The following is a 13914-nucleotide window of genomic DNA, read 5'->3' on the forward strand; positions in this document are numbered from 1 at the left end:
TTGACAATTGGTGAAATGTATCCCATGTCAAATGGAAGAACTTTACGAAGCGAGTACCATTATGATGTATTGGGTCGTTATTGTCCTGACCGTCATCACCTTGATAGTGCTCTATCTTGGATGGCGACTCATTGAGCCACTGCCGGTTGGCCGCAAGCGGAAGATCACGCTGTGGTTGGCATTGGCTACGCTTTTGTTCGGCCATCGGATAACGTGGTTTCTTCAGCGTACGGAACAATACGAGTGCCTTGCCTGTGATTCCATCGACTGGGTGGGGTTCACTTTCTTTGGATTTATTTCCATCCTTATATTCTTCATGCTTGCTCGAGATATTCCTCGGCTGATCGGAGCGGTCGTATCCGGTTTTAAGAAGGCGTTCGGCAAACGAAGCAGGCGTCCCTATTTTATTGAACCCAATATTCAGCGTCGTCGTTTTCTGCTCAATGCGTCCAACGGATTGTTTTTTGCTACAGCGCTCCCCATGACGGGGTTCGCGGTGTTTACAGCGCGAAGCAAACCCCAAGTTGTGCGAAATATACTTCCTGTAGTAGATCTTCCGTCCGGTCTTGATGGGTTTACCATCTCCCAAGTTTCAGACACACATATTGGACCAACAATTCGTGGAGATTGGGCGCGTATGGTGGTGGACGAGGTGAACAAACTCGGGGCAGACGTCATTGTGCACACTGGTGATCTGGTGGATGGATCCGTGGACGGTCTTAAGGATGACATTCTGCCCATGGCTGATTTTTCTGCGCCATACGGAGTCTGGTTTTGTACTGGTAATCATGAATATTATTCTGGTGTTAACGAGTGGCTGGCCGAAACGGAACGTCTTGGTATCAAGCCATTAGTCAACGAACATGCGCTTATCGATACAGGCAAAGGCAGAGTCCTGCTGGCCGGTGTCCCTGATCTTAATGGATATCGATTCGAGCCGAGTCATGTTTCTTCTCCAGCACAAGCCCGTAAGGATGCTCCGGCACATGACGTGTCCATCTTGTTGGCGCATCAGCCCAACTCGGTATTAGATGCAGCCAAGGCTGGGTATGACGTCCAGTTATCTGGACATACTCACGGTGGGCAGTATTTCCCGTATAATTTCATGATTCACCTCTTTCAGAAATATGTGCGCGGTTTGTATCTCCATGATGATACCGTTCTTTATGTCAATACCGGCACTGGTTATTGGGGACCACCCATGCGACTCGGAACGTGCCCGGAAATAACGCTGCATACACTGCGTAAGGCCTGATTGTTACGACATATGGTTCGTCGAGAGCCATTCTCCGACATGTGATTCTTTTTTTTCAAAAAACATATGTGCACTATTGACGACCATGAAATTGTGGTCTAATTGGATTATTGGTCCAACCAATTGAGAGGGGTTTCATGGAAGTTAAACCAGTAAACAGAAAATCAATATCCGAAGAAATCGTTCGGCAGATTAAAGAGATGATTGGTCACGGGACACTGATGCCCGGTGATCGGCTTCCTGCCGAGCGGAAACTGGCGGAGGAATTCGGTGTGTCCCGGACTACTGTTCGGGAAGGGATCAAGATTCTGGCCGAGTCCGGTGTGCTGGAAAGTCGTCAAGGGGCCGGGACATTCGTCAGTGAAAGCCGTGATGACGATGGTTCTTTGTTCGACGCTGTACTTTCAGGTCAGCATGATTTGCGGGATGTGTTTGAGGTACGCAAGATGCTGGAGCCGGAGATCGCTGCCTTGGCTGCTGTCAATGGTTCACCGGATCAATTGACGCGCCTGGAAGACTCGTTGGCCGATCAGGAAAAGGCCGTTCGTCGTGGGGCGTCCGGTGCGGGATATGATCATAAATTTCATCAACTGTTGGCCGAGGCTTCGGGGAATCCCGTGCTCAAGGAAATGGTTATGGTCCTGCATGAAGGGTTTGCCAAAAGCCGGGCTGAGGAAGTGCAGTCTCCTGAACGTCAACAGGCGTCGATCAGGGCGCACCGGGCCATTGTCGAGGCGGTCAAGAACGGGCACGCTATGCAGGCTGAACGGGCTATGCGAGAACATCTTGCTTCTACGGAAAGTATTGTATTTTCCATCAATATATCAAGGAGATAAAATGAAAGAGATCAATGATAAAGCACGCGAGCTGATGAAAGGCTACTGTCGTGTATGTAAGGTCTGTGACGGCAAGGCGTGTGTCGGTGAAGTACCCGGAATGGGCGGTCTCGGGACTGGGGCATCGTTTAAAAGTAATTATGAAGCTCTGGCTGAAATTCGGTTGAACATGCGTCTTTTGCATGATGTGACTGAGCCTGACATTACCACATCGGTGTTGGGCTACGATCTTTCATTACCTGTTATGGCTGCGCCAATTGGTGGCGTGTCTTTTAACATGGGTGGCGGCATCAGTGAAGATGCGTATGCTGAGGCCGTGGTCAGCGGGAGTAAAAAAGCAGGCGTCGTTGGTTGTACGGGTGACGGCGTGCCGCCTTATGTGCATGAAGCCGGATTCGCCGCCATCGTCAAAAACGGTGGATACGGTATTCCGTTCATCAAGCCGTGGGAAGGCGATGAACTGGACGAGAAACTGGAGTTGGCCCGTACTACCGGATGTACCACTTTCGGTATGGATGTGGACGCCGCCGGGTTAATTACCTTGCGTCAGATGGGACGTCCCGTGTCTCCCAAGCCTGCTTCCGAGTTGAAGAAAATTATTGATAAGGTGCATAGCTGGGGTGCCAAGTTCATTTTGAAAGGAGTTATGACTCCTGGTGAAGCCGAGCTGGCTGCCGAAGTTGGTGCGGACGGCATTGTGGTCTCTAACCATGGTGGCCGTGTGCTTGACCATGCCCCTGGTACAGCCGAGGTCATTCATGAAGTGTCAGAGCCAGTTAAGGGCAAGCTCGCCGTCATAGTTGATGGTGGTATTCGGACCGGTATCGATGTCCTCAAGATGATCGCGCTCGGTGCAGACGCCGTCATGGTCGGTCGTCCTGTTGCCGTGGCTGCCATGGGTGGTCTGGAAGAGGGCGTTGAAAAGTATTTTGATACGCTTAAGGCTCAGCTTTCGGGAGCAATGATTCTGACTGGCTGCAAGGATATCAAATCCATTGATATAAACGTTTTGTTTTAGAAGTTTTTGATGGTTTGGGGCGAGGTGAACATTGCCTCGTCCCAGCCATTATTTCGTTGATTTTTCCGAGCCGTGCGGTGCGGTACCTGCAAAGGGATCGTTGATGCACATGATATAAGGACAGCATGATCACAACCTATTTATTGTATATCGTCCTCGGTGCGTTTGCCGGGGTTTTGGCAGGGTTGCTGGGTATCGGTGGCGGATTGGTTATCGTGCCCATGCTCAATATTGCTTTCGAGTTGCAAAATTTCCCGGATGTACACATCCAGCATGTGGCTCTTGGAACATCGTTGGCGACTATCATTTTTACATCACTTTCAAGTATGCGCGCTCATCACAAGCGCGGGGCAATCAATTATACCGCGTTTTGGCGACTTGTTCCCGGTATCATTGTCGGCACCTACCTTGGAGCTTGGGTTGCAGCACTATTGCCTACCGGATTCCTCAAAGCATTTTTCGGTTTTTTCCTGTACTATGTGGCAAGCCAGATGTTGTTGGGTATGAAGCCCAAGAGTGCGCGGGAGCTGCCGGGACAGGCTGGAACATTCGCTGTTGGTAACGGTATTGGTATTTTTTCAGCATTGGTCGGTATTGGTGGTGGTACATTGACGGTGCCGTTTTTGTCATGGTGTAATCAAACCATGCACACGGCTATTGCTACTGCTGCAGCGGTCGGTTTGCCTATCGCTTTGTCCGGGACGACCGGATTTATCATTAATGGTTGGAATGTTGAAGGTATTCCCGGTCCGCACTTCGGATACATTTATATTCCGGCATTCTTGGGCATCATTTCAATGAGCGTCCTGACCGCACCACTTGGCGCAAAGCTTGCCCATAGCCTGCCAGTTGACAAGCTCAAGCGGATCTTTGCCATCCTTCTTCTTATCGTGGGAACCAAGATGTTGTGGAGTGCGTTTATGTAGTTGGCGTTTCTTGAGACAATGAAAAAAGGCTGATTCAGATGAATCAGCCTTTTTTTTAGAGTCCGTAATTTCGTTGGTGGGCATCAACCACATTGTCTATCAGAACGATCTTTTCTTCGATCTTGCCGGGTTTGATCGTATATCGTGTGACGACCCAGTCGAGCTGGTCAATGTATTCCACATGTCCATATCCGTTTTCCGGCAATAGATCGCGGATAGCTTCGATGAAGTCGTCGATCATCAGGTAATGCCCTTCGTGATCAACGCGTAAAACATCTCCATCGTATTCTACCTGATCAAAAGGATTCGCATCCTTGATCTGTTCATATATTTTCGGCGTGATACGATGGAAATCGCCGTATACTCGTACGTCTTCCATGATGATTCTCTCCCAGTATTGGTGAGAAAGAACTATGTACTGAGGCCGAGACGGTCAACAAGGAAAGTACTCTTTTCTTCCAGATCGTTCCAAGACCATTGTTGATTATCCTGTCCCAGACGGATGAGTTCTTCATCCGTATACTTGGTATCGAGTTTGAGCTTGTTGCCCATGACCTGACCAATCTGTTTGGTGTCCTTGGATTTGGCCAGACTGGAGTGCTGGATATGCTTGACGGCAAGGCCCCCAACAAACAGGGCAGGCATGCCAGCCAAGCTTGAACGGATGTCTCTATCCAAATCATCGAACTGAGATGGAGTGTACCGCAGGTCAAACTCGCCAGCTTTTTCGATGGAATGTATGTTGATCATGTGACAGCAGCCTGACACTGACAAACAGGGGCGAGTGTAGGTGAACAATCCGGAATCGAGCGATCCTGCACAGTTGTCGAAAACCAAGACTCTGTGCGGCACCATTTCCGCTTTGGGGTCATTTGGTGGTACCGGGAAAAGGTTGTAGTCTGCTGATTGCAGCCCATACGGAGGCGCGGCGGCAGTGATACGACATCCGACAGCCCCGATGTTGTCTCGGTTCTGTGCTGGACCAAGTAACCGTAACAGCCAGTCTTTTGGCAGGATGATGTCGTCATCCAGAAATGCTGCCCATTTCGAGGCTTTGACTTCCGGCAGAGCCAGCAGCCAGTTGCGTGCGGCAGGTGCACCTACGTTGACGGGGAGTGTTTCCACCCGGAATCTGTCAGCACCGAATTCTTTTTGCGCCTTGAGCAGTACGTCGCCCGTGGCATCATCAGAGCCGTTGTCCAGAGCGACGATCTTGGCCTGTCCAATATCACTGTCCAGCAGGCTGCGCAGGGTGTCTGCCAGCAATTCTGCCTTATTCCACGAATACACGAGGATTGTGACGTTAGCGGTGTCTTCGATTTCGCCCATCGGTGGGGCCTTGAATATTTCATGAAGCTTGAGAGTTAGGTTCACATGCCATGGGATTGCTTTCCACAGCGCGGCCAATATGCCTTTTGCTTCACCCTTTTTGCCCATGCGCAGGAGAAGTTCTCCACCGGCATATGTGCGCCACAGTCCCCAGAGAGCGGGATCAAGCTTTTCAATAATAGGCAGAGCTTTTTCGGGCGAGAGACAATGAAATGCCCAATCCGCTTCCATGCGCTCCTTGAGCGGTTGCGTCGAATCGGTCCATTCAACCATGTCCAAAGCAGCCTTGGGAATTTCTGGTTTGCCCAAGTGAATGAGGTCCTGCCATACATGCTGGAGCCAGGAAAGTCCCTTGGTTGAGTTGCCCAGAGTAACGGTGAGAAAGCGCAGGATAAGTTTCCTGTCATCCTGTCGGGCGAGAGCGTGCCATGTGTCCATGGCTTCGACTTCGGCTTTGTATTCTGTATCATCGTCAGTTTCGCTGGGGGCTTCAGCCAGTTTCGGGAGTTTGGCAGTCAGCAGCAAAATACGTGTGAACGCCGGGCCGAGCTTAAGGCCCATGTTGAGGCTTTTGATACCCCATGTTCCCATGCCTGGGGTCAGCGGGTGGGCCTGTGTTCCCCAAAGGGCCATGCCCATGGTGATATTTTTACATTCTGGGTCACGTCTGGCGAGCTGAAAGAGACCTGGCAGGAGGCCGAGCAATGTTTCAGGCAGTCCCATGCCGAGATGCCAGCCGGAAAAGTGTTCAGTAAATGCGGGCAACAAGGCCCTGCTGGGTGGGAGTATTTGGGGAAAATCAAATCGGTTCATGATGCCTGCCAGTGAGTAGAAAAATTGAAAGAATGTCGAGTCTAGCGGCCAAGTTCGGCCAAGTCGTCCATGATGACTCGTGCTGCGCGCAATGGAGCGCCAGGTTCTCCGACCATGGTGCGGAGTTTGATCAGTTCGTGTTTGACGCGGTCGTATTCCGTTTGGTCGTCCAACCAGCGACTGACTGCGAGTGCGAGTGTGTCGGCGCACGCGTCTTTTTGCATATATTCCGGATAGATTTCGTGCCCCGCTATAAGGTTGGGCAAAGAAATATAGTCAACATTCACAAGCAGTCTGGCGACCATTTCAGATATGAAAGAAACCTTGTAGGCCACTAATACCGGAGTGCCGATGAGTGCTGTTTCCAAAGTGACCGTGCCGGATGCGGCCATGATACACTTACAGGACCGAAATGTCTTGTACCGAGTGTCAGGTTCAATAATTTCCATTGGAATGTCGTCGGGCCATTGCCTAAGGAGGCGTTTTTTTCCCATTCCTGGTGCACGTACTATGACGTAATGCAGGTTTGGATGGTCCTTTTGCAAAAGCTTGGCTGCCCCTGCGAATTCGGGCAACAGGGTGCTGACTTCTTTGTTGCGAGAACCGGGGAGTAAACCTATCAGGTTGTCATCCTCTGGAATGTTGTCGAGCTCTGCAAGCGGTAGAACATCCATGAGCGGATGGCCTACATAGTCCACATCCATGTCGTATTTTTTGTAGAACTGTTTTTCAAACGGCAGGATGCAGATCACCTTGCGTACATATTTGCGCAGGAAGTTGGCGCGGCCTGAGCGCCATGCCCAGATTTGCGGACTTATATAGTAATAAACCGGGATTCCGAGCTTGTACGCTATCTTGGCGATACGGAAATTGAATTCAGGACAGTCCACCAAAATGATGGCGCGAGGGCGCACCTTGATGATCTCCCGTTTTATTTCGCCAAGTAACTTGAGGATTCGCGGCAACCCTCCAAGAATTTCCGTGATACCCACCAGTGAGATGAGCTTCATGGAATAGCGCACATCCAACCCTTCGGCCTCCATGGCAGGTCCGCCCATGCCAGTAAAGGTGGCATCGGGCGTGACTTCCTTAAGTCGTTTGATGAGTTCCGCGCCGTGAAGATCGCCTGACGCTTCGCCGACGTTGAACCAGATAGGTCCGGTTGGATTTCCTGTTTGCATGCGTGTTTACTATCTCATGCTGCTATTCTGGGCAAGTGAAGCGTGTATAATCGGCCCGTCGGGGTTGCAATGGGGGGATTTGCCCTGTAGATAGCATTCGCAAACATGAAACTCTGAACGAGGATATATATATGTTGAAAGTAGGCGTTGTCGGGTTGGGTTGGATGGGCCGTGTCCATCTGCGCAACTATACTGAAATGGCTGATGTGGAAGTGGTTGGCGTTGTTGATGTCGATGAAAAGGCTCGCGAAGAAGTCGCTGCCCAGTTCGGCGTAAAGACCTTTGCCAGTCTCGACGAATTGTTGGAAAATGAACTGGACGCCATGTCCGTGTGCGTTCCCACCAGTTTGCATCACGAGACCGGGTTGAAGATCATGGACAAGAGTATCAACGTCATCATCGAGAAGCCGCTGGCTGTTTCCGCTTCCGAAGGTGAAGACCTCGTCGTCAAGGCCAAGGAAAAGGGCGTTGCTCTTATGGTTGGGCATGTCGAGCGTTTCAACCCGGCTGTCGAGCGCGTCAAGGAATTGATCGGTGACGATGTTATTTCCATTCAGATCGAACGTGTCGGACCATATCCGCCGCGCATTCAGGACGTGGGCGTTATCAAGGACCTCGGTTCTCATGACATCGACCTCATTCGTTTCCTGACCGGTTCCGAATTTAAGTCCGTATACGCAGTGTCTTCTACTTCCATTGGCGAGCATGAAGATTCCGCGCTTATCACTGCCGAGATGGAAAATGGCGTACTCGCCAATATTACCACCAACTGGGTGACCCCGTACAAGGGCCGTAAGATAAATATTGCCTGCGAATCCAAGTATATTCAGGCCAATTTGATCACGCAGGAAGTCAAGGAATACTCGGCTTTCTCCACCTACGACAAATCCTATTCCGTTCGTGAATGGCCGCTTATGTTCCGTGAGCCTGTCAAAGAGGAACTGACTCAGTTCCTGACCGCTTTGCGTAACGGGACCCCAGTGCCCATCACTGGTGAAGACGGTCTTGAAGTTCTCAAGACTTTCGATCGTATTTTTGATTGCGCCAGCTGCTAATACAGCGATTACAGTGAATAACAAAAAGCCCCCTATCTCATATGAGATAGGGGGCTTTTTGTTGTCCTACCGGGGGTTGTCTTCGGCGGGACTAGAGAACCCTTTGAAAAAAGTTTTCTGGACTCTCCAAAATGCTTTATAGCTCGCTTCGCTCGAAGTTGTGAAAAGTATTTGTAGTGGTTAATAAAAATTATATTAGGGATAACCACGCCGAAGGCGTACTAAAAAGTTTTGGAGATTCTTAAGAACCTTTTTCAAAAGGTTCTTAAGCCGCCGGAGGCATTCCGCCCATACTTATTTGCTCGCGACTTCGTCACCATCGGCGATTGGCACTTTGACAGCGATGTAATCGATTACCTGGGTGATATCACCAAGTTCCGAGGCAATGGCCACGGCCGCTGTTTTTTGTGAATAGTTCTGTGCTTTGCCGAGAAGAATAGCCTGTGACTGGATAACTTCTACTCGCAGATCGGCACCTCGCAAACGGAGAGTCTTTTTGAATTGTTCTGCGAGTTCTGCATGAAGCCGTTGGTCTTTTCGAGCTTCGCGGCGTGTGGTGAGTGGATAGAATTTGCAGGTAATGGTTTTGATACCCTGCACAGTGGATGCTGTTTTGATGGCGTAGTCTGCACGTGCTCGATCAGATATTTGCCCGACGAGATAGGCTTTGGCATCGATGACATGGGCAGAAACGGTCATGCCGTTGAGTTGCAACCGTTCGCGCAATCTGCGCTGGAGCATTTTGTCCTGATTAGCCGTCAATCCCCCGCCTTCTACATGACTACGGGGAATATATTCATCGGCCAACATGGCGGCATCATACCCGGTCATGGCTCCACCTGCGACTTGCACAGCCGGATAGACGGCGCATCCTGTGGTGGAAGCGAGCAGAAGAGCAAAGAGTATATGCAGTATTTTTTTACCCATGACTAATGAATGACTATAGTGGAATGTCTAGACTTTGTCTAATCCCGTTGTAGCCATGGGTCGTGATTATCCCTTGATGGCAATCAGATAGATCATTCCGGCAATGGACTGTCGGTCAACGATGTGAAATGCCGGGAGTTGATCCTTCCAATTGTTCCAATGCCGTTCCCTGATGGCGAGTACAACCTTGTCTTCGTCTTGTGTCCATTCGATGAATTCAGGCAGATGATTGGTTTCCCTGAAGTTGTGTTCGGCATAGTAGGTGAAGATGCCGGAGTAGATTTTGAGCGCGTAGGGTGCATAGCCTCTGTCCATGTATTCGCTCATGATTTCGGCTTGTCGTTTGGTGCTCATGCCATTGTTCAGAGATGGGGCAACCATAAGACCGATGGGATAGAGCCAGATGATCATGGCGAGTGTGGTCGTGAGGAGTGCGGCCTTGTTGCCGTATTTACGCATCAGGAAAATGGCTGCGCCACCAACGAGCAAGAGGGTCGCGGCAATGCCCATGCCCCGGATGGGAACGGGGAAGGGGAGTAGGTCTCCGGCCAATATTAATCCGACACCGAATATCGCCCAGAGTCCACCAACGAGTGCCCAGAGTCGATTGGTCCGTGCTTCGTCCATGGAGTGTATGGCTGCGCCAGTCAGAATGGCCAACGGTGCGAACATGGGTAGGATGTAGATGAGCACTTTGCCACTTAGGCTTGACAGGAAGATGAATGTTGCGGCGAACATGATCCACAGGAAGGCACGGGGACCAGCCTGTTTGCGGACAGCCCAGAGTTCCCCCCATGTCTTGATGGAAAGATATTTCTTTATGGGCGCGACAAACAGGAACAATGTCCATGGCAGCCATGCCAGTGGGAAGGCTATAAGGTAGTAATAGAAAGATTCACGGTGGTGGAACGTTTTTGTGGCGCGTTGAATAACGTGTTTGCCGAGGACAGTATTCAGGAGGAAGTCCGGGCCTTCAGCGAGCATGACGCCGGCCACCCATGCAAGCAGAACGCCGATCATGGCGAGCAGGCCAAGTCCCATCTGACGGGTAAAGAGTTTTTTCAATTCACCCCGCCATGCCAGGTAGATACCGGATGTCAGCAATGGAAAGATAAACGCGAGTGGGCCTTTGATCAGCGTGGCGACACCGGCCAGCAGAAAGGCGTAGAGCGGCCATTTGCCTTGCGTTTTTTCATTGAAAGCACGGAACAGACAAGCATGGCTGAGCAGAATGAGCGCGGCGAACATAAGGTCCATGCGTGAATAGTGGAACAGGGCCACCAGAAAGAATGTGGAGAGCAGGATCAATGTGGAGGCCAGACTGATGGAACGGTCGAAGTTGAGTGAGCGGGCCAGAAAGTATGCTCCATAGAGGAAAAACAGACCGGACAGGGCTGCGCCGAGGAAAAAGACACCGGGCATGTCCATGGGGGTGATGGTGTCCAGCAGCCAGAGAAACCAGAAATAGACGGGCGGCTTGTCGGGATAGGGCTGGCCGTTTAGAGAGAGGACCATCCACTTTCCGCCATGAACGAGATTTTGGTAGGCGTTGGCGTAACGCACTTCATCGGAAAACCAGAGGGCGCGGTTGCTGAGGCAGAACCATGTCTGGGCGAACACGGCGAATGTCATGGTCAGCCATGGATGTTTGGCAAGCCTGTCCCAGATGGCGGCAGTTGTATATGTCATTGTCTGGCCTTTTTCCTGAAAAGCGTTGAGCCTGCGATGATGGTGGTGGCAAAGCCTCCCACGCTGCCGAGCAGCCAGGCAAAGAAGACATCAGAAGGGTGATGCCAGCCGAGATAAATTCGTGAAAAGCCCACGGTTCCGAGGAACAGGCCGAAAAGTGCGGTGATCCATGTGCGGTTCAATCGTTGAACCAATGGCAGGGTCCACCCCGTGATTTCCGTGGTGTGTCCAGATGGCAGTGAATGTTGTGCGCCGCGAGTAGAAAGCGGTTCAAACCATTCCCCTTGTCCGGGACGGGGGCGGCCAATGGTCATTTTCAGGAAATGAACACACAGTCCGGCCACGATGGCCTGCACAACGAGCAGGACAAGAACAAAACGCAGTCGTTCACGATTGTGGGTCTTGATGGCCACGATGAGCATGACGGCGTAGACCGCATAGAAAAACGGGTTGCTCCAGTCCGTGATGAATTTCATGACGGCTTTGAGTACGGGGTGAGCAGCCCGGTGGGCCTTGAAATAGACGGCCACGTCAGTTTCGGCGTTGAAACCGAACCAGAGTATGGCGAGGAGTATTAAAAGGGGCGCGGAAAAGAGCGCCCACTGTGTCAGGGAATGTCTGCGCATGCGGTTTTATATGATATACAGGGTGTGGGAGCAAGCCGGTGCAATCAATGCACTGTTTCTATGATTCGTCGGACTCTGGATATTTTTCGTGCGTGTATTTGGCCCATACCTCCGGGCTGGCGTTCAGCTCGGTGAGAATTTCGGTCATGGGCTTGCCTTCCTGTTTCCAGTATTTGTAGGCATTGTCCGAACACTCGAAGGGGATAACCAAGGTTCCGTCGTCAGTGAGATAGGGTTTCTTATCGTCCATGGGCGTGGACTATTTCACTTTTCGAGGTGAACCGCAAGCCACGCCTCGGAAACGAAAAATCCCCTGACATGCAGGGGATTTCTTTTTCGATGAGTGAGCGGACTGCTATGCCGCTGATTGTTTGGCTTTGTCTCCTGCGCCGCAGACCATCCGGTCCATTTGGCGAACTTTTTTCAGGATGTTTTTGGCGATTCGTTTGAATTCGGGCAGGTCTTTTTTATCATACGTGGCTTTTGCCCGTGTCAGGCCCGCCAGATCCAGAGTCTCATTGAACAGATACGGGATATAGAGCGGGTCCTGCTTGATGAATAGCTCGATGCGCGTCAGGGCCGCATGGATTTCCGACTGGTTCCCTGCAAGGTTGCGGAACAGTTTGGTTAGATGCTTTTCGGCGTTGCGTAGGGAGGTTGTCCACATGGGAGAACGCGGCTCCAAACGGATGGGCGGAATGTTGCCCCGGCAACTCAGGAGAGCTGAACGGAGACGGTCGACGCTTCCGGGTGCCGAAGCCAAGATGCCTTCGTTGTAGACCTTGTCGATGCTTACGACTTGTGTACCCTCGATGGGGACACCGCCGCCGTATAAATTGTAGATGGGGAACTGTGCCTGTTTGAGGTCGTCTTCCAGTTCGCGTTTGGCGGTCATGTATTGGACCGTGGTCAGAATGTCCTCGCCATCCAGATTTTGTGTGGTCTGGTGGTAGGATTGTTTCGTCATGTTTGTCGTTTCGTTGTGGTGACCGCCTGAGTGGGATCTCCCATTCAACCATGCGTAGTCCTGACCGGCCAGCAGCAGGTGGTTTACACCGCAGGCGCGGAGGAAGCGGGACAGGGTCACGGAAACGTTACCACCTGCATCCATAACCATGTCGCGTTCTTTGAGTACGTATGTCCCGAGTCCGCCGATAGTCCACAGCGGAAGTGTGGGACCGGGGTACCGTTTGAGCACCATGGGATCTATTTTGGTGGAGTAAACGAGCGGCACATCCTGCACGAAGTCAGGGTCTAGCCGTTCGAAAATCTTGAGCATTGATTTGTCGTAGTCAATGGCCGCGCACATATGTGGTTTGATGCCGAGGCGTTGGAGTGTCGGCACTGTCTGGAGCGCGCAGGTGTAGAAGACGTGCCCCTGCTTTTCCTTAAGCTTGGGAGCCATTGCTTCGAGGCTTGGACCGGCTCCGAGGATGACCGCACCCACGCCTGCGCCTTTGCCTTCAATGGATTTGAGGCTGCCGTCCTGCATGGCGCGTTGAAAATTGTTGATTTCGTTGCCGACCATGACATCCTGTCGAAAACGCAGGGTGGATAGTTCCAGCGAAAAGTTTTCCAGCCGGTTCTTGATGATCCGTGACCATTTGGCGTATTCCGGGCCGAGCTGACGGCTGGGGATGTCGCTTTTCAAGTGAATTTGCCCGTAGACGAATTGGAGATCGAGGTTGCGGACAACTTCGGCAAGGAATCGTTCGTCTGGTATCATGAGATGAAATTTCTTGTTCTCGAAGAACGGGCGGTAATCGGTCTGACCGAGACAGGCGAGCACCATCTCTGCACGAGGTTCCATGAGCATGACCTTATGGGAATCCGGCGTATTTTTGAGCAGATGGTTGATACCGTATCCGAGGTTGGCGCCGACCACGAGAGTCGCCGAGGTCCGGGCTTTTTCCGGGTGCAGCCAGTCGGCGTACAATCCGTCCGGCGGCAGGGATTCGAACATCCCTTTGCCGTCTTCCATGCGCCAGTCGTGGATACCGAACTGGTTGATGAAAAGATTGTTCATCAGCATTTCTTCGTGAAAATCACTGGTGGACAGCCATTGAAACGCCGGGTTTCCCGTGCGTTGCAGGTATTCGATGTTGTCCTTTAGAAAGGGATATGCGCTCATGCTTTCCTCGTTGTGCTCAAAAAATGACGGTGCTGGCTCTGATTTGCATGTAGTATGCCAGTTGCACTGGAAATCAATTTCCCCTACCGTGCGGACAAGAATTGCCAAATCAGCCCAGGGAATTATGA

The 13914-nt window shown here is 51.4% G+C and carries 13 protein-coding genes; 5 read left to right on the forward strand and 8 right to left on the reverse strand.

The genetic code is table 11. The annotated features are described in order from the left end of the window. The first annotated feature begins 31 nt into the window (after positions 1-31). From SYK_RS16720 to SYK_RS16735, 4 genes are all read left to right on the forward strand, one after another. Complete coding sequence (locus SYK_RS16720; protein WP_281761406.1) at positions 32-1255, forward strand: metallophosphoesterase; 1224 nt, start codon at positions 32-34, stop codon at positions 1253-1255. 137 nt (positions 1256-1392) lie between these two features. After that, positions 1393-2091 carry a FadR/GntR family transcriptional regulator gene (locus tag SYK_RS16725; protein ID WP_281761407.1) on the forward strand — a complete coding sequence of 233 codons (699 nt, stop codon included), beginning with the start codon at positions 1393-1395 and terminating at the stop codon, positions 2089-2091. 1 nt (position 2092) lies between these two features. After that, the gene (locus SYK_RS16730) at positions 2093-3109 is read left to right on the forward strand and encodes an alpha-hydroxy-acid oxidizing protein (RefSeq protein ID WP_281761408.1); all 1017 of its coding nucleotides are present in this window, start codon (positions 2093-2095) and stop codon (positions 3107-3109) included. A 125-nt stretch (positions 3110-3234) separates the two neighbouring features. Then, positions 3235-4035: a sulfite exporter TauE/SafE family protein gene (locus SYK_RS16735; protein WP_281761409.1), complete on the forward strand. Its 801-nt coding sequence runs from the start codon at positions 3235-3237 to the stop codon at positions 4033-4035. A gap of 55 nt (positions 4036-4090) precedes the next feature. On the opposite strand, the gene SYK_RS16740 is transcribed toward SYK_RS16735, so the two are convergent. Genes SYK_RS16740 through lpxB form a run of 3 tightly spaced genes read right to left on the reverse strand, consistent with a single transcriptional unit; the run spans position 4091 to position 7358 of the window. Beyond that, the gene (locus SYK_RS16740; protein ID WP_281761410.1) at positions 4091-4414 is read right to left on the reverse strand and encodes a hypothetical protein; all 324 of its coding nucleotides are present in this window, start codon (positions 4412-4414) and stop codon (positions 4091-4093) included. 32 nt (positions 4415-4446) lie between these two features. Further along, on the reverse strand, positions 4447-6177 hold the full coding sequence (locus SYK_RS16745; RefSeq protein WP_281761411.1) for a glycosyltransferase family A protein: 1731 nt from the start codon (positions 6175-6177) through the stop codon (positions 4447-4449). A 41-nt stretch (positions 6178-6218) separates the two neighbouring features. Further along, on the reverse strand, positions 6219-7358 hold the full coding sequence (gene lpxB, locus SYK_RS16750) for a lipid-A-disaccharide synthase (RefSeq protein ID WP_281761412.1): 1140 nt from the start codon (positions 7356-7358) through the stop codon (positions 6219-6221). Between the two features lie 131 nt (positions 7359-7489). Here lpxB and SYK_RS16755 point away from each other — a divergent pair, with 131 nt between their 5' ends. Further along, complete coding sequence (locus tag SYK_RS16755) at positions 7490-8413, forward strand: Gfo/Idh/MocA family protein (RefSeq protein WP_281761413.1); 924 nt, start codon at positions 7490-7492, stop codon at positions 8411-8413. 294 nt (positions 8414-8707) lie between these two features. Here SYK_RS16755 and SYK_RS16760 read toward each other — a convergent pair whose 3' ends face one another. The 5 genes from SYK_RS16760 to SYK_RS16780 all read right to left on the reverse strand — a co-directional run bounded on the left by SYK_RS16760 (position 8708) and on the right by SYK_RS16780 (position 13786). Then, on the reverse strand, positions 8708-9340 hold the full coding sequence (locus tag SYK_RS16760) for a BON domain-containing protein (protein WP_281761414.1): 633 nt from the start codon (positions 9338-9340) through the stop codon (positions 8708-8710). 66 nt (positions 9341-9406) lie between these two features. Continuing rightward, positions 9407-11029 carry a glycosyltransferase family 39 protein gene (locus SYK_RS16765; protein WP_281761415.1) on the reverse strand — a complete coding sequence of 541 codons (1623 nt, stop codon included), beginning with the start codon at positions 11027-11029 and terminating at the stop codon, positions 9407-9409. Further along, positions 11026-11655: a phosphatase PAP2 family protein gene (locus SYK_RS16770; RefSeq protein ID WP_281761416.1), complete on the reverse strand. Its 630-nt coding sequence runs from the start codon at positions 11653-11655 to the stop codon at positions 11026-11028. The genes SYK_RS16765 and SYK_RS16770 overlap by 4 nt, the downstream gene beginning before the upstream one ends. A gap of 58 nt (positions 11656-11713) precedes the next feature. Beyond that, on the reverse strand, positions 11714-11905 hold the full coding sequence (locus tag SYK_RS16775; RefSeq protein ID WP_281761417.1) for a hypothetical protein: 192 nt from the start codon (positions 11903-11905) through the stop codon (positions 11714-11716). Between the two features lie 105 nt (positions 11906-12010). Continuing rightward, complete coding sequence (locus SYK_RS16780; protein ID WP_281761418.1) at positions 12011-13786, reverse strand: motility associated factor glycosyltransferase family protein; 1776 nt, start codon at positions 13784-13786, stop codon at positions 12011-12013. Between the last annotated feature and the right edge of the window lie 128 nt (positions 13787-13914).

The sequence above is a fragment of the Pseudodesulfovibrio nedwellii genome (genome assembly GCF_027923765.1).
Lineage (GTDB): Bacteria > Desulfobacterota > Desulfovibrionia > Desulfovibrionales > Desulfovibrionaceae > Pseudodesulfovibrio > Pseudodesulfovibrio nedwellii.